Consider the following 26327-nt stretch of genomic DNA (forward strand, 5'->3'; position numbering starts at 1 on the left):
GGTTGTGTATCAATGGGATAGACAAAACACACAGCGATTTGCGGTGTTGACCGATCCGAACCAAAGCAGGTCTCTTGTCAGGCAATTAAACCGCATGCCGCTGGCGGTAGTACTTCAGGCCGGGGGCGAAGAAGCTCCAGGCGACGACGATGCCGTAAATCGTTAAGTCAAGATCCCAGTCTGTCCAGGCTTTCATACCCGCCATCACAAAGGCGGTGGCGTAAAGCACCAGTGCCTGCACATAGAACTTGCCCGAGAGCACCCCGGCTTTAATCAGAAAGACCGCACCTGCCAAAAGTGCCAGCACCGGCGAAAGGGTCAGCACTGGGAGGTTCATCATCCATTCGATGAAGAACAAGAGCGTACTGCAGATCGTGCTCGCCGCCCAGACATGCGCAATCTGCCGCTCGACAAACGTGATCGGCCCGGAGCGTCGGCGCAATTCCCAGAAGATGAAGGCCCAGATTCCCACACCCACAGACCACAAAGCGACATAAGGCAATCGCGAAACCACGCCTTGCCAGTGCATCAAGTTCGTGATCAGGCACAATTGCAACACCACAAAGCTGTGCCACATCCAGAGCAGACCCCAGTTCTCCAGCACCTGGGCATGATGCGTTTCGCGAAACGCGCGGGTAATGACCTGCGTAAAATGCGAAGACCTCGCTGCAATCGGTTCATTATGCAGGTAGGCCTCGAGATCATCTGCCATCGCATCGGGAGTGGCATACCGCAGATCGGCCGGCTTCTGCAGGCATTTGAGGGCAATCATTTCCAGATCGGAATCCGCCTTCGGGTTCAGCATCCGCGGCGGTACCGGGTCTTGTTCCAGCACCAGCAGGATCGTGTCCACAGGCGAAGAAGCCTGAAATGGCGGCCTGCCAGTAAGCAGCGCATAGAGGACAGCCCCCAGACTGTAAACATCGGTCAATGTACTCACTTCACCACGCTGGCCAGCAGCCTGCTCCGGAGCCATATACCCGGGAGTTCCTAAAATGGCACCACTTTGCGTCAATGTGGCCGACGCTTTGGGATCATCACTTTCCATGGAGAATCGTTTGGCCAGCCCGAAATCACTCACATAAGGTGTCCCATCGACTTCAATGAGAATATTCGAAGGTTTCAAATCGCGGTGCAGAACACCTCGTCGATGAGCATCACCAATCGCGCGGCAGATAGGCAGCATGATCTCGGCGGCTTCCCGATTCGGGATCGGGCCATCGATTATCCGTCTGGCCAGCGTTGTGCCTTCAATCAGCTTCATACTGAAATAAGGGCGGTTCTCGAACGTACCCACTTCATAAACCGGGACGATATGCGGATGATCGAGACGGGCTGCCGATTCGGCCTCTGAGCGAAAGCGGGCAATATCGATGCTCGAGGCTAATCGCCCCTGCAGAATCATCTTCAGTGCCACAATCCGGTCGAGCGACTTCTGCCTCGCCCGGTAGACCACACCCATGCCACCCCGGCCTAATTCGTCGAGAAGCACATAATCATCGACTTCACGCGAACGGAGAGGGGCATCACCTCGCTCGACATCAGGAGTATCCTTCCAGAGATGTCGCCATGTGGAGTCAGTCCTGACTTTCTCGACGGTACGAGAATTCCTTTCGCTGCTTTCAACGCCAGATTCACCAGCAAAGCTTGCATGAGAACTGGCCGCCAGGCCCTCCGTCATCAGGATTGTTCCCCAGAGCATTCTCAATTCGCCGGCTAAGCGCGGATACTGGCGACAAACAACCTCCAGATCGACCGATCCCCCTTCCTGCAACCGCCGGACGAGTTGATCAGCCACTTCCGCCAGTTGAGCTTCTTCATCGGATGAAAGCGAAGGAATTGTGGACATGCCAATACTCGCTACGAAATTTCACAACTACTGCCACTTCAGCTCAGTTTGTCATGCGAACTGTTGTTTAGCATTCGCATAACGCATTATGAATCCAAATAAGGTTCCACTGATGGCAGGCAAAAAAAGTGGCAAGAGCATCCACCACGCTAGTCCTTGTACTCCCATCGTATGGCGACTGAGTTCCCACAACATGTAAATTCTTGCCATCCCTCCCGTCAGAATGGTGATCAGCAAGCCCAACATCAACGTTCGCCACGAAAGAGACCACGCGGCCAGGATCGTGCTGACTAATCCTCCGGCAGCCGATGGAATCAAGCCCAAAATCGTGACGTCAACAATCCAGCTATACCAGACGGATGGATCCCAGTTCACTCGCACCAAAGTAAGGACATAATTCCGTGTAAAGTACCACGCCTGATATGTCACGATCACACCCAAAACAATCGCTGCGACAGCCAGTACCAACGTTCTCAGCCACCACCAGAAGTTCATCGTCCTGATCCCCGGTAGAATGACTGGTCGTGTTGCCTCTGCTGATGACGGCACGATTCAGACCAACGGCTTACGACCGACATAGACATAATGCGGTGCTCTGACAAACGGCATGTAAGGCACTTTGCCACGCCGCTCGCTGAGGACGACTGTCTCCAGATGGCTTTGCAGGTAGGGCAAATGATCGCCCGAAAGAAAGACATTGTCTGTCGCAAACCAGATCTGCCAGAAGTGACGGGTCGACCACGCATGACGCACATTGCCTTCGGGCGGATATTTACGGCTGACATAGAAATCGACAATTCCCAGCACACCCCCTGGCTTCAGCATCCGAATGGCCTGGTCGACCGCTTTATGCCAATCCGGGATCATCGTCAGCGAGTACGAAAACGTCACCACATCAGCTGTACCTTCTGGTGGCAAAAAGGTTGTGGCGTCGTGATGAATCGCCTTGACGTTCTGCCAGCCGCGCTGCTCAATGCGTGCCTGAGCGACTTTGAGCAACGAACTGGAGAGATCGACCAGGTAGACGTTCGAAAACTCTTGAAGCCGCTCGCCCCAGTTCTCTGCGTTTTCTCCCGTTCCTGCGCCCAGATCGACCCACACACCACCTGGAGGTGCCGGTAACTGGTCGAACAGATCCTTTTTGCCGTGCAGCAATCGTTTGCGGAAAGAGTCGTAGCCAGAGGCCTGACCTTTATAAAAATCTTCGAGCCGCTCTTCGTGTGTCTGCCCGCGACCTTGCCGCACAATCATGTGCCAGAGGATTTTCATATCGCTCCAGAAGCTGCCGAAATTCCTGGCAGAGACAGGCGATGTGGCATGGGATGGGGCGGTATTCACAGGTGAATTGGCAGGGGGAGTGGTCATAGATTTCTCAGGCTTTTGTTATCAAGCAGCATGGCTCGATGGCATCTGGCAAGTGGTGACTGTTGGCAAGTGGTGACTGGGTGCCATGCTTGCGGCTCTGAGCAAGCATGTCTTCAAGGTTGTTATTGCTTCATTTCCTATTGTGATCAACGGAGTGGCTTCAGACGATCAACCACCTGGCAAATGATCTCATCCGCCTAGTTTCAACTGCAGACATCATCCCTGCAACTGGACGGAAAGATTTCACACTGGTTGAGGAGACTCCCTTGATGGAACAGTTTTGCGGGGAGGGATTAATCTTTCGCGGGTGGTTCGTCTTTCTTCTGCTGTTGTCGCTTGATCTCCAGCAGTTTTTCATAAGTCGATTTGGCAGCACCTGGTGCCGGCTTTTCGGTTTGCGTTTTTTCTGAAGTGGGGGGAGTCTTTGCAGATGGTGATGGCGGTAGAGTCATCGGTGGCTTGCGAATGACGGGTGGCCGTTGTGGTGGTGTTTTCCGCGATGACGATGCCTCAGCGGCAGGTTTGCCGGTCTCAGTGGTTGTCTGCTGCGAACCGGACTTTTTCTGATCGAGCAAAGTTGACATTGTCGAGGTGACTTCCCGGCGGGGTCTGAACCAGCCTGCCACGACAGACCAATCCCACTGAATGCGCCTCAAACCGACATCGAGAGGGACAAGACAGGCCAGCGCCACAAGAAACCAGTCAAAAATCGGACGTGAACTCTGGCGGGGTTCGCGCTCTTTCGGGAAGAGTTCGTCACTTTCTGGATCACCCGTCAAGACGCGCCCACCTGTCCTTTGGGCAATCTCTTCGAGTAACTGCCGGTTCGATCCAAACCGCAGATATTCCGGCGAGTAGGCCAGCACGAATCCGCCAAACGTCGATTCCTTCCGCTCAGCCGGTTGACCGTCCACGCCGATTTTTGTTCCCGCACCTGCCACCGAAACGTAGTAGCGGCCTTGCCCCCACAGCGGAACCAGCGCCTGATAGCGACGCGGCCCCACCTGCCGGAAAGTGAGGCTTTCCGAACGATCGTTCGGGCCACCGACGCGTCCGGAGATTTCCAGAAAGCCCTCTTCCGGGGCAAAATCTTCGACAATAACGACTCCCTGCGCTCCTTCGACATACGTGCTCAAGCGGAGTTGTGTGTCTTTGCGGATGCGGGCGATATCCGTGGTGAGCTGATTGAGGAAATCCTCATACTTGCCCCATGCCACCCAGTCCTTTCCCCAGTTCTTGCCAAGTTCCGAAGTGAAAGCCGCCGTCTTCCCTAACCCGTGCTGGCGAATCGCCAGAAGTGGATCCAGCTGCGACTCTTCCTCTTTCGAACCGGGCGGAACTTTGAGCACAACCTGAGCATCGGGCTTGGCGGTCGTGAGTACATACCCTTTCAACTCCGGTAATGAACTGATGCCTTTCAAAACTGGCGAACTCGAAGCAACTTCCGGGAAGAAATCGCGGTTTTGAAGCATCGACCGGCGGAGTGTCTTCGATTCTTTGATGAAGATCGCTGGTAGCTGATTCGGATTGGTCGGCTTGTAATAACGCCCGCCAGTAATCTGTGCGATCGATGTCATCGTCGGCGTATCCACATCTCCGTGTGGAAAGACAGCGACCGTGCTGATGGTCACCTTCGCGTCAATAAATCGCTTCAAGAGATCGGGCGAGGCTGGTGAAGGATCTCCATCGGAAATGATGATCATATGTTTCGACGAAGCATCGCTCGCTTCGAGTCCATCGATACCCATCTGCATCGTCTGCTGAAAACTGGGCATATCCCCAATCTCAGCTGAGTTAATCAGTAACGACAGCTCTTCGTACTTTCCTGCGGGTGTGAGTTCAAAAATCCATTTCTCACCATCGTTGTAGTCATAGGCCAGAACGCCCACTTCATCCTGTTCGCCCAGAACCTTAATGGCCTGCTTGGTGATTCGCTTGCCCCAGGTATTGCCCTCCGGGAATTCACAGGTATGCAGAATGATGGCCAGTGCTCCCTTAGGAAGCACCTTCTTCTGTGTGATATCCATCGTGACGGGAAGAATCTCTTCGACAGCCGTCCGGTGATATCCCCCGGGGCCAAAGCTCCCCGGCCCACCGACCATCAGAAAGCCAGTTCCCAGATCGAAAACACTGTCTTTGAGTGCCTGCAATTGAACGCCATCGAACTCATTGGCAGGGACATTCACAAACAAAATCGAGTCGTAAGGAATCAGTGAGGAAGGGTCTCGCGGAAAGTCGACTCCGGCCATCACATCAACTTGTTTTTTGGCCTTATTGAGAGACTCGACCAGTGGTTCCCAATCGAGTGGATTCCCCGTGGGATCGTAAACAACGAGGATTTTCCCCTCCCCTTCGACGACAATCCCACCCATGGCCATATTGTTTTGCGCCAGGCTGTCAGCTTCTGCCTCGGGTTCAATGGTGGCGGTATATTCATAGTATCCGGGCCGGCGTAAGGCGAGCGGGACTGCCAGGCGTGTCTTCCCTTCGCGATACGAAATCGTTTCTTCCACAATCGGCTGGCCGTTCTCGCGAACAACCAGCTTGCCCTGACCAGCCGACAAGGCCGAGACGATCACCGCCGCTTCATAGGTCTCGCCAATCTTGACGTTGCTCGGAAGATCAATTCGCTCGACCCAGACCTCATGTTCGTAGTCATATTCAATAGGCACCACATCGACAGAGATCTTACGGGATTTCAGTTCATCGAGAATACGGTCGAGACTCCCTTCAGTCTGAGATCCATCGGAAAACAGCACAATCTTCCCCGCCTGATCATCCGGCAGCATGGCGCTGGAAAGGGAAAGTGCCTGCTCGATATTGGTGGCATCACCACGAATATCGGTATTGAGTGCCTCGGCCAGAAACGTGGTACGAGGTGGTAATTCCACAGCCGCGTTACGCCCGAAGACTGACAGCCCGGCTTCATCGCGAGCCGGTTTTTTCGTGACAGTTTCTGCAATATAGCGCAGCACCTGATCCTTGGCTGAGCGGCCGATCGAATCGGACGTATCCAGCACATACATCAGTGATTGTCGGTCGTTCTCACGAACAGCGCGGGGTTCAGCCAGCAGAAATGCGAGGATTCCGACCATCGCCAGACGAACCCACAGTGCCATCCAGGATCGCAGCCACGGTAAGCCCGGCATCCCCGCCATGTGCAGCCACCAGACCCACACACTCAAGACCACCAGCGAGAGTAACCATGGCCGGGTCAACAGTAACACCCGACTGGCCTCCAGCCAGAAGGCAATGCCCACGGTCAAGACCATCGAGATGAGTAATGGCGCAACAGTCCAGGGCGTCACTGGCTTGCGAGCCGGTGGAAAAAGTCGCATCAGCAGGTACTGTGCTTGTTGCCACATCACTTAGAAAAATCTTGACCATTCAAGGAAAAACAAATCTGCCGAATCGTGCCATGAAAAGGGCTTGGTGAATACCCTGAATCTCTGGCTTTCAACGAGAAATTTTCCAGCAGACAATCCGGCGATTCCCCGTATCGGCCACATACAGCCTTCCCTCAGGATCGTAACACACTCCCCAGGGAGTCCGCAGTGGTTCGGCAGCAAAACCTCGTCCCATAAGTTCACCATTCGCGGAAAGCCTCGTCACCTGCCCGCTCGCATACTCGACAATCCAGAAATCAATCGCTTTTCCTGCCTCCGTTGAACCTGATGCAATGTCATAAGGATAAGCCAGTTCGGCCTGGTTGAAATCATTTTGCAAGAGCTTCCCCGTCTGTGCATCAAAAACCTGCACCCGGCTGTTGAAAGCATCGACAATGTAGAGTCGGCCCTCCGACCAGACGACACCGCTGGGCCTTTGAAATTCTCCCGGCCCCAGACCAAATCGCCCCATTTCCAGCACCATCTGACCATCGGTCGTCAGCTTCTGGCAGCGATCATTCGAGCCATACTCGCAAACATAGAGAAAGCCTTCCGGGTCTTGTGTAATCGCGACCGGATAAATGAACTCTGCTGGCCCTTTTCCTTCCTGCCCAAAGATATGGCTGATCGTCCCATCGGGATGAAAAATCACCACGCGATGATAATGTGTATCGGCGACGGCAATCCGCCCGTCATTCAGCACACAGATCCCTTCGGCTTTCCCGATGGAATACTCAGGCATATGCCACTTCCGCACGAGCTGATGCTCGCGGTCATAAATGAGCACACGGCCAGCGGTGTCGAGCACCAGCAATTCACCAGCGGGAGAAACACACAATCCGCGCGGTGCCGGGACAAGTGGCCCATCAGCCGGGAGCATCCAGCGCGTTTCCTCTGCGATGGCCACCCGGGGTTCATCAGCTTTCCAGCAACCGGATAAGTTGAGCAGCAGCGCAATGAAGAGCAGCAGTGGCAGCCACCGCAATCTCACACGGCTCCCAACCGGTGGAAAACTTCGCTGCCCGGCAACCCACAGAGTTCGTGATGTTTTTGGGCCAACTTCCATTTCGCGGGCATCAGGTTGGGCTGCCTGCTCTCGAAGAGCACGCAGTTCCAGTACAGAGAGCGGCCCGACGGTCTCCAGACTCTCCATCACGATCGAAGACTCGCTCGCAGCCAGTACCTCCACCTGTTCGGGACGCACATTCGCATGCGGCAACTCTTCACCCCACCAGAGTGCTTGCTCGTTCGTCAAAAACCAATTGGTCGCCCCGAGAATCCACGCCACTTCCTGTGTCTCGGGTGATCGATAAAGATCGACAGGCCGACCACTGGCCACCAGTTTTCCATCTTCGAGGATCAATAGATGATTGGCACATCCCAGCACGAGTTCCGGCTGGTGAGTGCTGTAGATCACGTTCGTCTGTTGCTCCTTCCAGTAACGAGTCAAACTCTTCCAGAGTGTTTGCGTCAAACTTGCCTGCAGATGAACGCAAGGCTCATCGAGGACAAGCACCGGTGCATTCGAAATGACGGCTCGCGCCAGGCTCAGCCGGGATTGTTCGCCTTGCGAGAGCTGGCTGGGCAACCGATGTGCGGGGTGCAGTTCAAACAATGAAATCCAGTCTTCCACCTGTGCCTGGCTTGAACCAACTGGGGCTGTGGCCTGCAAATGCTCGGCAATCGTCAGATCGGGCCAGAGGCCGAAATCGGCAGGCATCCAGGCGATGGGCAAAGTCAAGGGTTCATGGATTGCTTGATTGTAAGCCGTATGGTTCCACTGGAGCTTCCCGGAACTCGGCTCTTCGAAGCCAGCCAGCAGATTCAATAGCGTCGTCTTCCCAGCTCCCGATGGCCCCATGACGGCTGTCAGACCACAGGGTATGGTCGTGGTGATCGTCTCCAGCCGCTCACGACGGGCACTGGGCCGAACAGTTCTCGCCAGGGCCGAAACGTGATCAAGCTGGCAAAGACCAGAAGGAGCTGACAAAGAAAATCCTCAATTCACACAGGCGGCATGAAACGAAGTCATGCACTCCACGACAGTTGATGCAAGCAACACCCTTCAGCCTAAGAATTTCGAGTCTGCCGGGCAATCACCATCGACGGCCCGGGGATTGTGTGCCGGGAATCGTATGACCTGGGACGTATGCCCGAGGATCGCATGCAGATAGAGATCAGCATCGCCAGCACTGAGAGCAGGGCGAACGGCACGATCGCCAGCAGCAGGGCTTCTGCTGTCAATGCCGCCGAATGACCGTAATGCATAAAGTTGTAGAGCCTGACTGTGCCAGTAGCCATTCCGGTGGGTGCCAGTAACGCAGTCAGCAGCACATCCGCACAAGCGAACGTCGCGATCAGCACTCCGAGCCATAACCTGGGCTTGAGGGCCACTTGAAACCGCCAATTCGCCAGTTTTTGAAAAGTTGAACCTGTGTGGAATCCTTGGGAAATCGTTTGATCGAATCCCATTTCTGTATGGGCCACTCGACGCAATCTCCACTGGCCGTGCAGCCTGAGCACTTGATCTGCGAGCGAGAGAGCAGCGACCGGCCGCCTGGATTGCAGCATCGACTCCACCAGCCATGCCAGAGGAAAGATCTTGATCACCACACCAGCGAGCAGCCAGAGAGGCAGGCTCATGCGCCAGCCTGTGGCATCTGCAAGAGTGACACTCAGACCACGAAGCGTCAGCCCGATGGTCAATGCTCCCAATAGGCCCAGCGTCAACAGCCCATACCCTAACCATCTGGCGAATTCAAACTGTATGCGTCCTGCAGAATGTGTCAGACTCCTGGTCGTGTATTGAGCCAATCCCAGGGCGATCATGGTGGCTGTGGTCGCAAGCAGCAGGCTGGTCACCACTTCATTCAACAAAATCACGCGCTGTCGGCCACCTTGCCACAGGTACTGTCCCATCCCCCAGGCGTCTTGCATGATCAGCCAGACGAGGGGCGAGAACATCACACCCAGCAGTACCAGCCACAGGCCTCCTCCGACAACACTCCATCTTTCCAGCTTCGATGGTCGATTTTCAGCCGAATTTTGATGTGGCTGAAGATTGCCTGTGACGAAAAAGCTGTGCTGAGTTTGACCAGCGAGTGCCAGCAGTAACGCGATCACGGCTGGAAAAATCACCAGTTTTAAGGTCTGGTTCAGCGGTAAACCTCCCGCATGATCGACAAAGAGATCATCGGTCCATGTTCTCACCCCCAGGAGTGCACTCAGTTCAAACTCCTGAAAAGTGAACAGCAGCACGAGAGCGAGAGCCCATTTCCAGCGCGACCAAGAGCCGCGAAACCGAGGCCATAGAGGTAAGGGGCGATGCTGCCGGGCCAATTCCCGGCCCAACCACTCTGCAGACGATGAGCTTTCTTGCCGAGGTCCGCACAAAATCAGCAGCAGGGCCAGAGGTGTCATCCGCATCAGCAGTAGCCCCTGATAGACCAGTTCGCCTTCGATAATGGAAAGCCCGGTGCGATTCCAGGCGTATGTCAGGAGCAGGGGGGGGACCATCCACACGATAACAGCGAGGACTGCGATCCAGGGTCTGACGAAAACAGAAAATCTGGTCTCAGTTCGCCAGAACGAGGCCATCGACCACGCCAATGGCCATGCGAGACTCGTGACGAGAATCGCTCGCAGTAATGTGAGGATGACCGACTCTGTCATTCTCATCGAACGACATCCTCTTGCCTTAACCAGTTGACGGCCTGTTCGCGGGCCTTGGTCAACTCTCCATTTCCGACCATGGTGGCGAGTGGCCACGCTTGCTGGCGAAGAGTCATCCATGGTTTCACTTCTTCGGGAAGCTGCTCTTCAGCAACTGTTCCCAGTGGTATCTGCCGGGCTCCCGATTGAGCCAGCGCCAGTTCGACTTCCGGTGAAAGGAGATACTCGATGAGTTGGATGGCTTCCGGCCTCGGCTGATTTCCCGCGAGTCGGTTCTTGGCAATCAATGCCGCGGTATTCGGGATGAGTATTGGTCGATTTCCATAAAGAAGCGGAAACATGGAAACAGCCGCCCCTTCGTCAATCGCCGAGAACGCATCATCGGTATCGGTCCAACCCAATGCCGCTGCATTTTTAGCGACGAGGTTTTTGACTGCACCATTTCCGGCCACCACTCGCAAATGCCGCTGACTCACGGCCTCCCGCAGGGACTTCTGAACCGTCTCCAAGCCCTCTTCCTGAATCATCAGGCTCACTTGAGTCAACGTTGTCCCGTACAGTGGCCGGGCAATGGCAACACGCGAAAGATCCTCCTGCTTCTCGAAATACTCGGCAAACAACTCGGCCGGTGCTCGGTCAGGCTGTTCTTTTATCAACTGTGCGGCGAATTCATCCGTCGCAATCCAGACACGCGCCCGCGCGGCAAAACCCGTCCAGCGGCCCAGAGCATCACGATCTCCAGGCGATCGAGCTTTCCAGCCAGGCCCCTGATATGCGATCAGCCGGTCTTTCTCGGCGAGTGCGACCATGCCTAAAAGCTCGTTGTTCCAGAAGAGGTCGCATTCTGTCGTGGCACCTTCACTGATCAATTGATCGACGAGACCCAGGGATTTCGTGGCCTCTGTGTCATATCGCACAACCACCGGGATTCCCGTCTTTTCCGTGAACCGGCGGAGAATCGGCTCGGCATAGACGGCATCATGCGCACAGAACACAACGAGTGATGTCGCAGCTGGTTGCTGGATCCAGCTCCAGAAGATGAAGAGCCCCAGAGCACCGACCATCGCCAGAGGCCACCACAGTCGAGCGGAATTTTCACGATGATTTGATCCGCTCAACCTGAGTGCCTCGTGTTCAAGTTCCAAAACGTCGTTCTGCCAGCTGGATTCAACAGTTTATCGCTGCGAGCCTTGTGTCTCCACGCTCTGTGATCAGTAAGAAGCTGACATCACGGGAATCGTTCGGCAATTTCGCTTTCGCTCAGCTTCAATTTCCCTGTTGTACCACACTCTGAGACTGCTGCTCTGGAAGATGATCCAATGCCAGTTCATAACACGCCGCCATTTCGGCATTGCGCAGATAAAGTTTGGAACCAATGACCACGGGATGATTCCAGGTCTTGCCTTCGATGGCGGGGAACCGGGCCAGCTCAACAGGCTTCGCAGGATCAGCCTTCAATAACACCACTTCGCCTGTTTCACTGGTGACCAGGAGTTGACCCGCATCGGGCAGCAGCAAAACCTGGCCATTCCCGTAGCGACCCCGCTTCCACGCACGTTTGCCGGTTTCTAACGAAACACAGGAAAAGATGTTGCCATCAAAGCCATAGAGGTAGTTCTGATATTCAACGAAGTCATTGAAATCCGGCTTCAAATCGCGAGAAGTCCAGTCTTCAGTCACTTCCCACTGATCACCCTTTTGGCGTGCTGTCACCTTGCGAGTTCCCAACCCTAAGCTCGTGGCTATGAACGCCGAGTTTCCTACCACCAGTGGCTGCAAGGCCCGATAATTGTCGCCAGCCCAGCGATGTTCCCAGATTGTGTGACCATCTGTGACATCCAGAAATTGCAGACCGGCATTCGTACTCATGAGCAACCCGCTCACACCATCAAATGACGCCAGTTGAGCTGAACTGTAGCTGTGATCTCCCGAAGGGACTGACCACGCCAGTTCGCCATCAGCCGCCCGATATGCCAGCACACCTTTATTTTCCGCGCCACCGGCATGCACAATCACCAATCCCTGCACCACTAATGGTGATGAGGCAAAACCCCACATGGGTGGTTTTCTCCCGGCATCCACCTGGAGATCGCGCGTCCAGCGCTTGGCTCCCGTGACTGGGTCCATTGCCAGGAGCACTCCATTGGCTCCGAGGGCAAAGAGACCTTCATCGGCAATGGTGGGCGTTGCCCGCGGACCGGCTCCCGCCACAGCTTCCCAGAAGCGGCTGGGATATGTTGTGGCCCAGATCGTCTCACCGGTGGTCGTATTCAAGCAGACCACAGCTTCGTCTTCGCCGCGCTGTTCCTGAGTGAAGAGCCGATTTCCTGCGACAGAAAATGATGACCAACCGGGGCCAATCGGTTTCTTCCAGAGCGATTTCGGAGGTGTCTCCTCCCAGTTCGACTTCAGGACAATCCCCGGTTGACGTCCATCACGAGCCGCCCCTCGAAACGCCGGCCAAGCGGCATCTGCCAGCAGAATCTTCTCCGATGGAGCAGGGCTGGGAGTCTCAGCAGCCTGACTGGCGACTGTTTGCAGATACCGCTCTTCAGCAGTCGGGATCCACCGCCAGGAGAGTTCGGGTTGAAAGGTTCCGTCCACCCCAGCCGATTGCAACGAATCCCAGTATCCTAAGGTGAGAGCCACTGCTCCCAGTGCCACTGGCAATCGCCATTTCGGCTGAGCTGCCAGAAGACATAAACTCACAGCAAAAGCGCCCACGCCATAAGGCACGACATACATGATGGCATTCATGTTGGCCAAACTCGGATGCAGAAGCGTGATGGAAATTCCGATCAAGGCGATGGTGAGCAGGGCACCCAGCAGCCGTTCGCGAATCGTGGAGCGACTGAATGTGACCCACCACAGCAGAATCAACACACCTGCGACGGCAGGGCCCAGAAAACTCGCAAAAATTACAGGTAAAGAGGGTGCCTCCACCACGGCAGGTATCATGCGGAGTAGAAACATCAGCACCACGAGGAATGCCGCCGGCCACCAGCGTAATGTGCTCGGCTGAACCGCAGGAGTCGATGCCCCTTCCGGATGGCTTGCCGGTTCCGAAGGACTGGTTGATGAAGTCGTCGTCATATTCGTAGTCCTAAAAGTTACATTTCTTGTGACGAAGAATGTCGTTTCAAAGTCGTTTGTGTCAGCTGTCCTGCTCGCGATCAGCGTGTGGTTTTGCCTTTTCGTGAACCCGATACGGCTTTGGTCTTTTCAACCAGCCGAATGGTTTGGGAGTGTTTTTTGGCAGCCGCTGGTTGGCGTTCTTCCTCCGAGGGGCAGCAGATTCCCAGTTTGATCATGCGATTGACAACCATCTGCGAGAATTCTGCCACGCTGGTGCGTCCCAGATTCCGGCGGAAGACCGCTTCGGCCTCAGCAATCACCTCTCGCAACACAGCTTCAATATGTTCTCCGACCAAGCATTCATCCCGCTCGACTTCGCGTGGAAAACTGATCAGCGATGTGCCAGATTCCACCACGGCATCAAAGACTTCTCCCAGATGAATCGCACTGGCGGGCCGGGCCAAACGCGAGCCACCGCTCGCCCCGCGACGAGTTTCAATCAACCCCGCTTTCTGCAACTGGGTCAGCAACCGGCGGACAACCACCGAATGGGTATTGATACTTCGCCCCAACTCATCCGAAGAGACCCACTCCACACCTTGCTCACCCTGCCAGGCCAGATACCCCAGCACATGAGCCGCAACAGTAAACCGCGTATCCATCAAATCAGCACCGCTTCAGCACAAATGTAATTCCCTCAGATACAATATAGAGCTTCTCTCGTCTGTGTCAAGACAAGACCAGTCGGGAACACGAGGATGTCTGCGATCTTTCCGGCAGTTGGAAGTGGGAAGTTGGAAGTGGGAAGAAGAGTGGAGAAGGGTGAAACTGGTGGGTACTTTTTGAGGAGGGTGTCAGTGATTGATTCATCGGAGCACTGCTGGAGAGCCAGAAGTGGCACTCGCTTTGGGGACTACGACATGAACATGCTTTGGCGAATTGTATCCGCAATAGGGTTTTCTCTGTTTGCCATATGCGTGATCGGGATTTCTTTCTGCATCAGTAAGGATATTTATTCATCTGGAGATCTCAATGCGTATCTTGCAATGAGAAAAGATGCCTCGCCTTTGAAGCTGGCTTTGGATCAGGGAATTCTGCGTCAAGGCTCGTCAATCGAGGAGTTGCTTGCCGTTGCCACTCCGCGATCACGGCAAGAGTTCGGCCGCTGCGTGATTTACTACAACTTCGACAGCGATCTCGGTAAGGACCGCGCTTCGGTCTGGATGGTGGATGGAAAAATGACAGCAGCCTACTCTAACAATTGGAAATTTTTTGACTCGACACCTCCGGAAATAAAGACTTCGATCTCGCGAATTGGTCGCGGGAGAATTCGCGTGGGCTACTTTCCTCACGAGATTCAGGAGCTTCGAGAGATCGAAGAAGCGGAAATGGCCAAGTTGAAGGGGCAGGTGATGAAAGATGCCGTTCCACCCAAGTGACCACTGAGGCAAAGTGACCAGCGAGATGATTTTGAAAGGCAAGTTTCCTTAAACGTGGAGTGAACCAACAACTTCGTGAAGATGTCCAACGACTGCCGGATTGTCGAGCAGCGACAATCTGTGCCGTGCGATTCATAGATAAACAGTGGATAAACTCGTGATGTGGGAGTCAGCCAACTATACAATCGAGGTTTCACAAGTCCCTTCGCCTTCCAGCCAAGTGGTTGGGGTGGAACTCGAAGAAACTGTGTATCGCAAGGTATGCCGGATCGATCATGGTGAGCCTGGATTTTGTGTCATTCACTTGGGATCCGACATCGAATCGCAAGCACTGAGAGGTTTTCAAGTCATCCTCAAGAATCAGTTGGCCAGAATTCATCGGGAGCGTGTCGCAAAAGACTTTGTGTGTTGGTCGGCTGGCCGCTTCGATCAGCAGGAATCGACGAAATTGCATCGCGACGGCGGGCCAAATGAGAGCCTGTTGGTGCTTGGCTATGAACCAAGTGAAGTCCGGTCGCAACTGGCCATGGCCGACTTCTCCAAATGTGCCGTCGACCTGGGGATAACTCCCGCCGAAGTGCTGGAGCGATTCAACCCGATGTTCATGCCGGGTGAAGAAAAACTCTCGCCTTACACAACAGCCCTCACATCGTTCGATCCCGCCAGACCGCAGATCGTGGTGATCAACAACAGCGTTGCGGCTCTCGGGAGCGGAAGTTTGCAAGGGGTGCTTCACACCGCCACCATCCCGTCGCCGCTGCCGCATCACCGCCGGGTGATCAACTCGATGATGCTGGCGTCGGTGCCACTTGGAACTGCTCCACAGGTTTCCGAAGAGGCGTTGCGGGATTTCGTGACCACACAGGATGTCAAACGGCGTTACTGATTACCCTATACCCTGCGTATACAGGATTCTGAATGCTGGTGGGCTTACTCAGAAGGTCTTGAATCTGTAGCAGGCTTCCCCACCTTGAGGATTCAACGCTAGAAGCCCACGTCCTTTCGCAGAGCCTTCAGGGGCGTGCCACACGAGGGAAATGTGCGTTTCACTCTGGTTCAGGGGGTGGTGAGCTGGCGCCTGTTGATTGACACCTCATGGCTTCGACGGAAGCACGTGCAAAATCGCCAGGCTCGATCCTGGAGCATGTGTGAAAGTGAGGTCGGAGCACTGCTGGCGAGCCAGCAGTGGCACACGATGAAGAAGGGTAAGAACGGAAGCTTTACACCTGTGGTGCAAAGCCGGGGGCGTAGTGGGGTCGGGTCCAAAGATTGTTGATGTCAGGTGTGGAGTTCCAGAGGGCGTCGGCACGACTCAAGGAACTGGTTGACGAGTTGACGAAAGGACTGGATTCGTCGGCTGGCTGTGCTGAAGGAGGAGTGATTTTTCGCGCATGCAGGGTTTGACCTGTTCGCCAGGAGATGTTTCCCAGGTGGCAGAGCATGGTGCTTTTCTGGCCTTCTTCAATCTCGGCCTGGAGAGGTTGGTTGCCGCGAATCGCTTCAATGAAATTCTCGAAGTGAATCAGATCGCCACCAGTCCCCGTGTTTTTCGCGATCTCGGCACCATCCATATCGAACGCGCGATAGCCTGAGCCTTCGATCGAGAGGGAACCCTGCTCGCCATAGAACTCAACAAAGGGGAGCTTATCGGGCCTGCGTGCATGAGAACTGCTCCCTTCCCAGAGAATGCCATGTGTCCCGTAATCAAAGAGGCAGCCGCCGGTATCGGGGGATTCTTGCGTTTTTCCCAGATGGTAATGCCCACCCAGATAGCTGACGGCCTGCAGTTGATCTCGTTCACCTTGCTTTCCACCTAACCCCCAGCGAGCCAGATCGAGAGCATGAATGCCGTTGTTTCCCAGTTCGCCGTTGCCGTAATCCCAGAACCAGTGCCACTGGTAATGCACGAGGTTCTCGACGTAATCCCGGCGAGGGACAGGCCCTTGCCAGAGATCAAAATTCAACCCGGCAGGAATGGCGGCTGGAGATTGCGGGCCCACCGGCTTTCTCAAATTGTTGTACCAGCAGCGGGCATAAGTGAGTCGGCCAATGATCCCCTCATGCAGCTTGCTGATCGCTTCCTGAATGGCGGGCCAACTGCGCCTCTGGTTGCCCATTTGAACGTGGCGTTGGTGTTTGCGGGCCGCTGCGACCATCCAGATCGCTTCCTGGGGATCGTGACTCCCCGGCTTTTCGACATAAACATGTTTGCCGGCGGCACAAGCGAGAATGGTGGCCGGGGCCTGCCAGAAGTTGGGAGCCGCAATGACGAGTGCATCGACGGTCCGATCATCGAGAATGCGGCGAAAATCGTCGGTCGTCTGAGGGAGAACTGCTGTGGCGGAGGCCTGGGCCTGTTTGGCAGCGATGGCTTTGAGACCACTATTGAGCCGTTTTTCATCGACATCGCAAATCCATGCCAGTTCGACGCCGGGAGTCGCCAGAGCCGACTGCACATGAGCCATCCCTCGTCCCAGCCCCATGACACCAATACGAACGCGGTCTGATGATTTCGGGTTGGTTTGGCCGGTGGCAGTTGCGGATTGAGCCGGGGGTTTCTCCTGAGCACTGGTCGGGTGGGTGATGCTATTGGCAGCGAGCAGGCCCAGCGAGGTTGTGGCGAGAAAATCTCGACGATCCAGAGGAGAGGATGGAGTATTCATAGAAGGTTCTCGTGGCAGATGATTTGCCGGATCAATGGGGAAGGCTGGCGAGTTTGCTTATGTCGGTGGAATTGAAGTTATTGTCAAAGTGGCGGAGAAATCGCGCAGATTCAAGCTGATTTTTGCGTTTCCTGGTGGTGTCGAAAAACTCGGGGGCACTCCTGGCGTGGCAATTCACACGAAATCTTCATCAGAAGATGGTCTTCTTTGGTGGCAGCTTGTCCGCATTCCGCGCTAAGATATGGCGTCGGATGGGAAATGATTTTTTCTTGACCAGCAGATAGGAACCACGGGTGGCTGATCTACATGCACTTGTTGCCAGGCTGGAGCAGAATATCGGTCTGGCACTTCTGGGTAAGCCCGAGCCTGTCCGTCAATCGCTGGTGGCATTGCTTGCTGAAGGGCATCTTCTGGTAGAAGATGCGCCAGGCGTGGGTAAGACTTCGCTGGCGAAAGCGATATCGAAAAGCCTCGATTGCCACTTTACCCGCCTGCAGTTCACGCCCGATATGCTTCCCAGCGATATTCTCGGGTCGAGTGTCTATCTGCCGAACCTGGGAAACTTTGAGTTTCGTAAAGGACCGATCTTTACCAACGTTCTGCTGGCCGACGAAATCAATCGCACGACTCCGCGCACGCAAAGTGCCCTGCTGGAGGCGATGAGCGAAGGACAGGTCTCGATCGAAGGGACGACTTACGCTCTGGAGGCGCCGTTCTTTGTACTGGCCACACAAAATCCGTTCGAGTTCGAAGGGACGTATCCGCTGCCTGAGAACCAACTCGACCGCTTCATGATCTGCATAGAGATCGGTTACCCCGCTCGCGAAGTCGAGAAAGAGGTGCTGGTTAATCATAGGAGTGGTCAACCGGTCGATCGCATTGGGCCTGTTATCAGCGGTGACGAGTTACGGCAGCTGCAACTGGCCACACGCGAAGTCAAAGTGGATGACTCGATCAACGACTACATTCTCGATCTGGTGACGGCCACGCGGACTCATGAAGAACTGCAATTAGGTGTCAGTACGCGCGGGGCGATTACGCTGTACAGGGCAGTGCAGAGTCAGGCCTTTTTGAGTGGGCGTGATTACGCCATCCCCGATGATGTGAAGGCCCTCGCAGGGCCAGTGCTGGCCCATCGTATTGTGCTCAAGGGCGTGATGCGGGAAGGCCAGAGAGAGCGTTCCAAAGCGGTAATCCGTCAGATTCTCAACAAGACCGCCACACCGTCGTAAGCGATGATTACCTGCAATTCCTCATCTTTGCGGATCAGCGGCAGGAAGGTTTTGCTTTTCTGCGAGTGACTCGATAGCTCTTGGAACGTGGCCAACTGTGCCAGCGAACGATACAGGCAAGTGCGAACAGGCATGGCCATCTCGATCGCTCAGGCGTTGAGCAGCTTCCTAGCAGAAAGGGTCATCATGAAGTGTGTCGTTCAAATCCTGCTGTTGTCGTGTCTGGTGCTCAATGTGGGCTTACCTGCGGTTTATGGCCAGTCGAAGCCGACTCGCGAAGAGAAGGTGCGGGCTGATAAAGCGAAGGTCGAATCGGAAGGTTTCTGGATTTACAACGACCTCGCGCGAGGATTGGAACAGGCCAAAAAGACAGGCAAGCCACTGGTGGTTGTGCTCCGCTGCATTCCTTGTGAAGAATGTGTCAAACTCGACGACGACCTTATGGAAAAAGATCCGATCGTCCGGCCACTGCTCGATCAATTCGTCTGCGTGCGCATTGTGGGAACGAACGGACTGGATCTTTCGCTGTTTCAGTTCGATACAGATCAATCGTTTGCCGTATTTTTTCTGAATGCAGATCAAACCATCTACGGACGGTTTGGCACCCGCTCGCATCGCACAGAATGGGTAGGTGATGTTTCACTCAAGGGGCTCGCCAAAGCACTGCAGAAAACATTAAGCCTGCATGCTGATTTTAAGAATGTGAAGTCGTCGTTGGCTGCCAAGCGTGGGGCCACTCCCGAGTTTGCCACACCGGAACAGTTTCCTGCCCTGAAAACTCAGTATGGCCCCAAGCTGGATTACTCGGGGAATGTGGTCAAAAGCTGTATTCATTGCCACCAGATTGGCGATGCCAGGCGGACTCTGCAGCGATCGCGATCCGAGCCATTCCCTGAGGAGTTGATTTTTCCCTATCCGCATCCGGCATCGATCGGTTTGATTCTTGATCCTCATGAATGTGCCACCATCAAGGAGGTGGTCGCTGGTTCGTGGGGACAGAAGGCGGGCTTGCAGGCTGGTGATCAGTTGCAAACGATGAATGGGCAGCCACTGCTTTCGATGGCTGATGTGCAATGGGTGCTGCATCAGACTGACACTGCCGGGGGGACCATCTCTTTGGAAATACTCCGCAATGGATCAGTAAAGAAGGTCTCATTGATGTTGCCCGCCGGCTGGCGACAATCTGGGGATCTCACCTGGCGAAGTTCCACATGGGGATTGCGGCGGATGACGACCGGCGGGATGGTGCTTGAAGAACTGACGAGTGCCGAGCGACAAGAACTGCAACTTGAAGATGGGAAAATGGCCTTGCGTGCCAAATATGTTGGCCAATATGGGCCGCATGCAGCCGCCAAGTCCGCAGGTTTTGAAAAAGGGGATGTGATCGTCGCTTACGACAACCAGACCAACCTTCTTCGAGAAGCTGATCTGATTGCGTATGGACTCAAAGAGACCAGGCCACGGCAAGTGATTCCAGTGCAGGTCAAGCGAGGTGGACGAACCCTCACACTGCGTCTCCCCATGCAGGAATAGAAAACAAAGCAGATTGCCAGTCGAGGTGAAGTCTGTCATCTCGACTGGCAGCGCTGGTTAATGTGTTGTTGGCGGCTATACGCTGGTCACTCGCAGGTAGACCTTGATGGCCTCTTTGTCTTCGACGAGACGGCGGATCAGTTCAGCATAGTTTTCCAGCCCATCGACCCGGGTGGTGAGCAGCTTTTCGGTCACGCCCGGGAAAGCCAGTTCCCCATGAGCCAGTGCCTGGATGCCCAACTCGAAATGGCGGCGGTTGCCATTGACGGAGCCCACGAGGAGTTTGTTTCCCAAGACCCATTCGAGGTTGATTTTGTCGGAAGGGACGGTGGCTGTCCCTTGCCCGCCAGTAATGCTCGTCCACACGAGAGCACCGTTGTGAGATAAGACTTCCATCGCCTGGAAGGCAAGTTGACTCGATCCCGTGGCTTCGACAATCAACTGAGGCTTACCGGTTTGCTTGACCAGTTGATCGAGTGGCGTTTCGGCAGTGCTGACATAGGTGGCACCGTAGGCTTCGGCGATTTCGGCTTTTTTGTTACCAGCTTTTTTGGAGCGGGCCACCGTATAAACTTCGAGACCTTTGAGGCGTAACATCATGGTGGAAAGCAGGCCAATCTGGCCGGAACCCATCACGTAGGCGACTTCCGGCTTCCAGACCTGCAGGCGCTGCTGTGCCAGATAAGCCTGTTCGATCGCTTTGGCGCAGACACTGGCCGGTTCACTGAGAACACCCAGGTGTTTGAGTTGTTTGGGAACTTTGACCATGAATTCACAGTCATCGACCCAGCGCTCGGTGAGAAAGCCATGCCTGAGGTTGATGCCGCGTTCGTAATAGGTTTCTTCGCTGGTGATATCGTTGCGGCCAATCTGGTCGTAGATCGAGCCACCGGGCCTGCGAACTGTACAGGAGACATAATCGCCCGGCTGCAGATCTTTCACGTTTGGGCCGACCGCCTCGACGATGCCAAAGCTTTCATGGCCCAGCACCAGATAGTCGAATCCAGTGGGGGCATTGCCATAGAGGGCTTCGTTGATTTCGCGATCGGTCGCATCGACACCAATTTCCAGCGACCTGACCAGAACTCCCCGGCCACCGGGAATCGAATCGAGTTGCGGGGGTTCGATCTCCCGCAGATGAATGCTGTGAGGTTTGCCAGGGTAAACAGCGACCGCTTTCATGAGCGAAGAACTTTCTAGCCGAAGTGGGTGGATTGAGCCACATTTTGTTGATGTCAGGTTTATCCTGAGGAAACTGGCCGCACAATTCAGCAGATTACCTGTTGAAGCATGATTCGAACAATCGAACTCCTGGTTTCGCTCAAGGTTTCAATAGGGCAGGTTTGGTGACGAGACACTTTCCGTGCTGGATGAATTTCTCTGTTTGCGAGTTGAACTATCATAAAGTGACTGGTGCAGAATCTGAAATAGAAGGGGGATGGCGAGACTGGTGCAGTGATTTGAAACCCTTTGCCGCTTGACACTTGGGTCCATCAAGAGAACAATCGCCGCGCAATCATCCTTGATCTGCTGGAATGCGTTGACCATGAGTGAGTCGATGGATCTTCACAGCAGGCAAGTCCTATTGTCTGAGGCTGATAAGATCAGTCGATTTGAATCATCTGGTAGAACTCAGGAAGAGAAGGCGTTTTGACATGAGTGGTCCAATTATTCGCAGCGGTGCCAGCCCGAAGTTTTCCGAGAACTATGACCGTATTTTTGGTGGTGCCAAGAAGCCTGCCACTAAGAAAGCTGCTGCCAAGCCAGTGGCTGAAGCAAAACCTATTGCCGCCAAGGCTGTCAAAAAGGCTGCTGTCAAAGCCGCGGCAAAGAAGGCTGCCCCCAAGAAAGCTGTGAAAAAAGCGACGAAGAAGGCCGCGAAGTAATACGAATTGCCACTTGAAATCGCGCGTTGTGGCTCACAAAAACATGCTTGCCCAAAGCTGCAATCATGGCACAAAGAGCCACGACGCGATTAATCGCGTGCAGCAGATCAGTAAGCCTTGTTGTAAGTGGTTGCCGGAGGTTTCCCTTGGCTTTTGAACCGGCAAATCGCATAGCGAGCTCTGATGCTGAAATCGCAATCATCATGACTTCATCGTGGAAAACCTGGGTGGTGGGCTGGCTGGGATTAGTCCTTGCGAGTCTGATACTGGCCCCGATACCTGCGGTGAATGAAACGCATTACCTGGGCAAAGCTCGACACTTTGCGAATCCCGCCTGGTGCGAGAACGATTTCTTCCTGAATTCTCCCAGCGTGCACGTTGTGTTTTTTGCAAGCACCGGCTGGCTGCCGCCATTTTTCGGCATGACAGCCACTGCCCTACTGGTGCGAGCTGCAGGCCTTTTGGTGCTGGCTTATGGAACTTATCGCCTGAGTCAGGTGCTGGGGTTGTCTGGTGGCAGTTATCTTGCCGGGCTGTGGTTATGGCCGGTCCTGGTGGCGACGATCAATGTCTCTGGCGAGTGGATCGTTGGTGGAGCCGAGTCCAAAGTTTTTGCCTACGGTTTTTTGTTCTGGGCCATGGCCTTCCTGAGTGATAATGAGCCGTTCCTGACGAAAGTATGGGCCAGTTCATCGTTGCTGGCGTGGTCCGTGGCGTGGCATCCGATTGTCGGATTGTGGGGGGCACTGATCATTCTCGGCAGCCTGATACTGCTATCGATGTTGAACAAAGATCGACTGTTTCGAAGTGCAGCTCTTGGGACGAGTGCCGGAACACGATCAAGTGGTCTGCTGGCAAACCTGTTGCTATTGGCCGGCTGGCTGGCCGCCTTATGGTCGATAGCAGCGGCTCTGCAGGTCAGCCTGATGAGTGGAGCCGATGAAACCGTTCGGTTTCAGGCCAACTATCTGCAGGTGTACTATCGTCTGGCCCATCATCTCGACCCGATGGCTATACCCACAACCGCATGGCTGCGCGGGATCTCGGCAGCGGGATTAACTTTTGCTGCCTGGGTGGTGCTAACTCACAGTGTGTTCTTGAAGAGTGCTTCATTCACCCGGCGCAGGGCGTGGCAACTGCTGGGGTGGTCGGCTCTCCTGGCGATTTTACTTTCCATCGCTGGATTTCTCATCGGCTTTGGCCCGCGTCCGGCTGAGAAAATGGCGGGTTATGCCTGGCGCATGCTGCTCCTGAAGTTCTACTTCTTCCGTATGGCCGATGTGCTCGTCCCCTTGCTGCTATCGTTTTCACTCGGCCAGTTGTCGATGATGGCTGTATGTCGAAAGAAGCGACGAGAAAATGTGACTCCCTGGCCGTTGAACAGATTCGCATTAGTGGTACCGGCCATGATGCTGGCTGTACTGATGAGTTTTGCTGTCAGCAGGCATGGTTCCTGGGAGGCGATCTCAGTGGCCATCAAGCAGCACCATGATTGGAAAGCCACCTGTGATTGGATTTTCCAGAACACGCCTCGAAAGACTTTGTGCTTCGCACCGACGGGGCACACTTCACTCAAGTGGTATGCCGAGCGGCCGGAATATGTTTCATTCAAGGATTGCCCGCAAGATGCGGCTGGAATTGTCGAATGGAACAACCGCCTGCTGATCATTACCAACTGGCTGCAGACACAATGGGGCAATGGTTCAGATGCGAAACCAGCTTTGATCACCAAAGCGGGATTGAAAGATCTGCACGAACAGACGGGTTTGCAGCTGTTGATTACCGATCGACTCGGGCCGTTTGAATCAGAGCCCGTCTACCAGAATGACTCTTACCGCATTTATGAACTTCCTTGAGCGGGTCACGCTGAGGATTTGCTGTAAGTTTTTTTGTTACCGGCAGTAATTCCTCGCATCCAACCAAGTTGAATTCTCTCAGCAGGACTCGTCGGTTCGCTGATGACAATGCCTGAAATGCGAAGCGTCTGTACTTCAACAGCATGAGGATTCGTCGGAATCAATTGGGATTTTCGCGATGCCACCACTCCCTCCATTCGAAGTGATTCAAGACAAGATTGTCTATCTGATTCTGCCAGCACTTCTGGGAGGTTTCCTGATCCCGCTGGCGAGCATTAGGTGGCCAAGGCTTGCCAGAGCCGCTCTGCCTGTTGGCATTTTGACTGGTTTCGCGTTACCCAACCTTTTTGAACAACGGCTGAACTGGTGGTTGGATCAATCGGGTCAGTGGTTATTGTTCGAGCACAGTTGGTACAGCCTGTTCCCGGCCACCGCTCTGTGTCTCATTGTGGGGGCATTGACCACATTCTTTGCGGAAAGGTCTTCCGCCAGAGCGATCATGGGCAGGGTGGCATTGGGCTTGAATGTTGCCGCAATGGTGTTTGCGGGCTGGTGGCTCGCACCAGGCGATTTGAAGTGGAATCAAACGCTGATTCCACAGCCAGTCGCAGCTGGCATTCTGGGTATCACCATGATTGCTATCGCTTGTTTACTGACGATGGTCTGGCAAGCAGCTGCCGGATCAAAGGCGTGGATATGGCTGGCGTTCCTGTGGGGGCTGGCCAGTGTCACAGTGATGATTCACGCGCATTCGCTGGTCTTTACCGATCTTGCGATTGCCATGAGCTGTGGCTTGTTTGCTGCGGGGATTGTTCCGGCATTCCAGGTAAAAAAATCGAGCGAGAATTGCGACCTGGGTGGAGAGGCTCACGGATCGTTCCGTGAGAAAGTTTTCGCCTTAGGGTCTTCGATCGGTTGCTGGACGGGGCCTGCTGTGTTTTTTCCTGCGTTAACGCTGGGGGCTGCAACCAACACCTACAGTGAACTACCACTACTGACATTCTTTGCTGCGGGCATCATGCCTTTGAGTTTGGCGATCTTTCTCATCCCGGCCCTTTGGCCAAAATGTCCTCACCGCAGGCTGATCTATGTGACGATCGTGCTGGCACTGCCGGGGATATTGGCCATGATCCTCGCCGTCTCAAATGAGTCGATTGGTGTGGGATGATTGTGCCCAGCGGGTTGGTATGATGGGAAGACCATGACCGAGTCAGACCAGCCATTTCCTGATAAAGCTCCGGAGTCTTCTCCCGTTGAGCCTCATGTACCAATACCCGTGCCAGAGCAGGATCCGGGGAAGCGTCCTGCCCGAAGAGTGCGTTATGCGGGGACACATCCCCGAAAGTTCCACGAGAAATACAAGGAACTGGCGAGAGATCGCTATGCGGCAGATGTTGAGAAAATCCTGAAGAGTGGCAAGACTCCTGCAGGAACCCATCGGCCGATTATGGTCGATGAGATTTTGCAGGTTCTCGCTCCTCAAGCGGGTGAGCGGGGTATTGACTGCACCTTGGGCTTTGGTGGTCACGCACAGCAACTTTTAAGAGCAATCCAGCCGGATGGATGCCTGCTGGGAATTGATGCAGACCCCATTGAACTCCCGAAGACCGAAGCCAGATTACGGAGTGCTGGCTTTCCTGCCGAGACGCTGATGGTGCAGCGAACCAACTTTGCTGCTTTGCCAGGCTTGATCCCTGCTTTTTTGCCAGGTGGTGCTGATTTTTTGATGGCAGATCTGGGTTTATCTTCCATGCAGATTGACGATCCGGCACGGGGATTTACCTTCAAAGTCGATGCCCCGCTGGATATGCGGATGAATCCATCGCGAGGGCCCAGTGCTGCTGAGTTTCTCGCGAAGATCGATGAGAGAGGGTTGGCAAAGCTGCTGGAGGATGCTGCTGATGAACCGTGTGCCGAACCTTTGGCCAGAGGTCTGATCACGGCGCAGCAGATATCGGCATTTATTACGACGGGACAATTGGCCGAAGCTGTGCGCCGGGTGCTGGCGACAATTGGTTCACTTGATGAGGAAGACGTGTCCTCGACCATTCGTCGGGTGTTTCAAGCCATACGAATTGCTGTGAACGATGAGTTTTCCACGTTGGATATTCTGCTGAAATCGATCCCGCAATGTGTGAAGCCGGGTGGCCGGATTGCGATCCTGACGTTCCACTCGGGTGAAGACCGCCGGGTGAAGAAAGCGTTTCAGGCAGGCTTGGCGAGCGGAGTTTATCGGGAGATTTCGAGCGAAGTGATGCGAGCGACTCCTCAGGAGCGGCACGATAATCCCCGCTCGATCCCTGCAAAACTTCGCTGGGCCATCCGCTCCAGTTCCTGAACTGATGCGGGGCAATCACGTTTTCTTGCTCCG

The 26327-nt window shown here is 54.6% G+C and carries 20 protein-coding genes; 9 read left to right on the forward strand and 11 right to left on the reverse strand.

Translation table 11 applies throughout. From position 1 onward, the window contains the following. Positions 1-85: 85 nt before the first annotated feature. The 9 genes from PLIM_RS20575 to PLIM_RS23365 form a co-directional block, all read right to left on the reverse strand. On the reverse strand, positions 86-1849 hold the full coding sequence (locus PLIM_RS20575; protein ID WP_013112242.1) for a serine/threonine-protein kinase: 1764 nt from the start codon (positions 1847-1849) through the stop codon (positions 86-88). Between the two features lie 51 nt (positions 1850-1900). After that, positions 1901-2344 (reverse strand): hypothetical protein, encoded by a 444-nt coding sequence (locus PLIM_RS20580; protein WP_013112243.1) that lies wholly within the window; start codon positions 2342-2344, stop codon positions 1901-1903. A 57-nt stretch (positions 2345-2401) separates the two neighbouring features. Continuing rightward, positions 2402-3118, reverse strand: a complete 717-nt coding sequence (locus PLIM_RS20585; RefSeq protein WP_013112244.1) for a class I SAM-dependent methyltransferase — start codon at positions 3116-3118, stop codon at positions 2402-2404. A 389-nt stretch (positions 3119-3507) separates the two neighbouring features. Continuing rightward, on the reverse strand, positions 3508-6579 hold the full coding sequence (locus tag PLIM_RS20590; RefSeq protein WP_013112245.1) for a VWA domain-containing protein: 3072 nt from the start codon (positions 6577-6579) through the stop codon (positions 3508-3510). 91 nt (positions 6580-6670) lie between these two features. Then, positions 6671-8590, reverse strand: a complete 1920-nt coding sequence (locus PLIM_RS20595) for an ATP-binding cassette domain-containing protein (RefSeq protein WP_013112246.1) — start codon at positions 8588-8590, stop codon at positions 6671-6673. 80 nt (positions 8591-8670) lie between these two features. Next, complete coding sequence (locus PLIM_RS20600) at positions 8671-10278, reverse strand: hypothetical protein (protein WP_013112247.1); 1608 nt, start codon at positions 10276-10278, stop codon at positions 8671-8673. Then, positions 10275-11390 carry an ABC transporter substrate-binding protein gene (locus tag PLIM_RS20605; RefSeq protein ID WP_148227205.1) on the reverse strand — a complete coding sequence of 372 codons (1116 nt, stop codon included), beginning with the start codon at positions 11388-11390 and terminating at the stop codon, positions 10275-10277. Before PLIM_RS20605 ends, PLIM_RS20600 begins: the two co-directional genes overlap by 4 nt. A 148-nt stretch (positions 11391-11538) precedes the next feature. Continuing rightward, positions 11539-13365, reverse strand: coding sequence for an outer membrane protein assembly factor BamB family protein (locus PLIM_RS20610; protein WP_013112249.1), 1827 nt, complete (start codon positions 13363-13365; stop codon positions 11539-11541). A gap of 80 nt (positions 13366-13445) precedes the next feature. Then, positions 13446-14009 carry an Rrf2 family transcriptional regulator gene (locus tag PLIM_RS23365; protein ID WP_013112250.1) on the reverse strand — a complete coding sequence of 188 codons (564 nt, stop codon included), beginning with the start codon at positions 14007-14009 and terminating at the stop codon, positions 13446-13448. A gap of 384 nt (positions 14010-14393) precedes the next feature. Between PLIM_RS23365 and PLIM_RS24275 the strand changes: the two genes are divergently transcribed. Continuing rightward, positions 14394-14786, forward strand: a complete 393-nt coding sequence (locus PLIM_RS24275) for a hypothetical protein (RefSeq protein WP_148227206.1) — start codon at positions 14394-14396, stop codon at positions 14784-14786. A 157-nt stretch (positions 14787-14943) separates the two neighbouring features. After that, positions 14944-15672, forward strand: a complete 729-nt coding sequence (locus PLIM_RS20625; protein ID WP_148227207.1) for a hypothetical protein — start codon at positions 14944-14946, stop codon at positions 15670-15672. A 334-nt stretch (positions 15673-16006) separates the two neighbouring features. On the opposite strand, the gene PLIM_RS20630 is transcribed toward PLIM_RS20625, so the two are convergent. After that, the gene (locus PLIM_RS20630) at positions 16007-17449 is read right to left on the reverse strand and encodes a Gfo/Idh/MocA family protein (RefSeq protein WP_013112254.1); all 1443 of its coding nucleotides are present in this window, start codon (positions 17447-17449) and stop codon (positions 16007-16009) included. Positions 17450-17483: 34 nt separating this feature from the next. Here PLIM_RS20630 and PLIM_RS20635 point away from each other — a divergent pair, with 34 nt between their 5' ends. The 3 genes from PLIM_RS20635 (at position 17484) to PLIM_RS20645 (ending at position 20214) form a co-directional block, all read left to right on the forward strand. Next, positions 17484-17687 carry a hypothetical protein gene (locus PLIM_RS20635; protein WP_013112255.1) on the forward strand — a complete coding sequence of 68 codons (204 nt, stop codon included), beginning with the start codon at positions 17484-17486 and terminating at the stop codon, positions 17685-17687. Positions 17688-17742: 55 nt separating this feature from the next. Continuing rightward, positions 17743-18681, forward strand: a complete 939-nt coding sequence (locus PLIM_RS20640; RefSeq protein WP_013112256.1) for an AAA family ATPase — start codon at positions 17743-17745, stop codon at positions 18679-18681. Between the two features lie 186 nt (positions 18682-18867). Continuing rightward, complete coding sequence (locus tag PLIM_RS20645; RefSeq protein ID WP_013112258.1) at positions 18868-20214, forward strand: Trx7/PDZ domain-containing (seleno)protein; 1347 nt, start codon at positions 18868-18870, stop codon at positions 20212-20214. Positions 20215-20289: 75 nt separating this feature from the next. On the opposite strand, the gene PLIM_RS20650 is transcribed toward PLIM_RS20645, so the two are convergent. Beyond that, the gene (locus PLIM_RS20650; RefSeq protein ID WP_013112259.1) at positions 20290-21396 is read right to left on the reverse strand and encodes a glucose 1-dehydrogenase; all 1107 of its coding nucleotides are present in this window, start codon (positions 21394-21396) and stop codon (positions 20290-20292) included. A gap of 473 nt (positions 21397-21869) precedes the next feature. Between PLIM_RS20650 and PLIM_RS20660 the strand changes: the two genes are divergently transcribed. The 4 genes from PLIM_RS20660 (at position 21870) to rsmH (ending at position 26294) form a co-directional block, all read left to right on the forward strand. Then, positions 21870-22100, forward strand: a complete 231-nt coding sequence (locus tag PLIM_RS20660) for a hypothetical protein (protein ID WP_013112260.1) — start codon at positions 21870-21872, stop codon at positions 22098-22100. Between the two features lie 203 nt (positions 22101-22303). After that, entirely contained in the window at positions 22304-23956 is a 1653-nt protein-coding gene (locus tag PLIM_RS20665; RefSeq protein WP_041402387.1) for a DUF6798 domain-containing protein, read from the forward strand. A gap of 178 nt (positions 23957-24134) precedes the next feature. Next, a complete protein-coding gene (locus PLIM_RS20675) occupies positions 24135-25124 on the forward strand; it encodes a hypothetical protein (protein ID WP_013112262.1) in 990 nt (329 codons plus the stop codon). A gap of 33 nt (positions 25125-25157) precedes the next feature. Beyond that, complete coding sequence (gene rsmH / locus PLIM_RS20680) at positions 25158-26294, forward strand: 16S rRNA (cytosine(1402)-N(4))-methyltransferase RsmH (RefSeq protein WP_013112263.1); 1137 nt, start codon at positions 25158-25160, stop codon at positions 26292-26294. Positions 26295-26327 lie beyond the last annotated feature (33 nt).

Origin of the sequence: Planctopirus limnophila DSM 3776, assembly GCF_000092105.1 — a bacterium.
Classification (GTDB): Bacteria; Planctomycetota; Planctomycetia; order Planctomycetales; family Planctomycetaceae; genus Planctopirus; species Planctopirus limnophila.

What these genes read in the sequence shown, in the direction of transcription:
- PLIM_RS20575 (WP_013112242.1), bottom strand. Translation starts at nt 1,849, where the DNA reads ATGTCCACAATTCCTTCGCTTTCATCCGATGAAGAAGCTCAACTGGCG.
- PLIM_RS20580 (WP_013112243.1), bottom strand. Translation starts at nt 2,344, where the DNA reads ATGAACTTCTGGTGGTGGCTGAGAACGTTGGTACTGGCTGTCGCAGCG.
- PLIM_RS20585 (WP_013112244.1), bottom strand. Translation starts at nt 3,118, where the DNA reads ATGAAAATCCTCTGGCACATGATTGTGCGGCAAGGTCGCGGGCAGACA.
- PLIM_RS20590 (WP_013112245.1), bottom strand. Translation starts at nt 6,579, where the DNA reads ATGTGGCAACAAGCACAGTACCTGCTGATGCGACTTTTTCCACCGGCT.
- PLIM_RS20600 (WP_013112247.1), bottom strand. Translation starts at nt 10,278, where the DNA reads ATGAGAATGACAGAGTCGGTCATCCTCACATTACTGCGAGCGATTCTC.
- PLIM_RS20610 (WP_013112249.1), bottom strand. Translation starts at nt 13,365, where the DNA reads ATGACGACGACTTCATCAACCAGTCCTTCGGAACCGGCAAGCCATCCG.
- PLIM_RS23365 (WP_013112250.1), bottom strand. Translation starts at nt 14,009, where the DNA reads ATGGATACGCGGTTTACTGTTGCGGCTCATGTGCTGGGGTATCTGGCC.
- PLIM_RS24275 (WP_148227206.1), top strand. Translation starts at nt 14,394, where the DNA reads ATGAGAAAAGATGCCTCGCCTTTGAAGCTGGCTTTGGATCAGGGAATT.
- PLIM_RS20630 (WP_013112254.1), bottom strand. Translation starts at nt 17,449, where the DNA reads ATGAATACTCCATCCTCTCCTCTGGATCGTCGAGATTTTCTCGCCACA.
- PLIM_RS20635 (WP_013112255.1), top strand. Translation starts at nt 17,484, where the DNA reads ATGGGGAAGGCTGGCGAGTTTGCTTATGTCGGTGGAATTGAAGTTATT.
- PLIM_RS20645 (WP_013112258.1), top strand. Translation starts at nt 18,868, where the DNA reads ATGAAGTGTGTCGTTCAAATCCTGCTGTTGTCGTGTCTGGTGCTCAAT.
- PLIM_RS20650 (WP_013112259.1), bottom strand. Translation starts at nt 21,396, where the DNA reads ATGAAAGCGGTCGCTGTTTACCCTGGCAAACCTCACAGCATTCATCTG.
- PLIM_RS20660 (WP_013112260.1), top strand. Translation starts at nt 21,870, where the DNA reads ATGAGTGGTCCAATTATTCGCAGCGGTGCCAGCCCGAAGTTTTCCGAG.
- PLIM_RS20665 (WP_041402387.1), top strand. Translation starts at nt 22,304, where the DNA reads ATGACTTCATCGTGGAAAACCTGGGTGGTGGGCTGGCTGGGATTAGTC.
- PLIM_RS20675 (WP_013112262.1), top strand. Translation starts at nt 24,135, where the DNA reads ATGCCACCACTCCCTCCATTCGAAGTGATTCAAGACAAGATTGTCTAT.
- rsmH (WP_013112263.1), top strand. Translation starts at nt 25,158, where the DNA reads ATGACCGAGTCAGACCAGCCATTTCCTGATAAAGCTCCGGAGTCTTCT.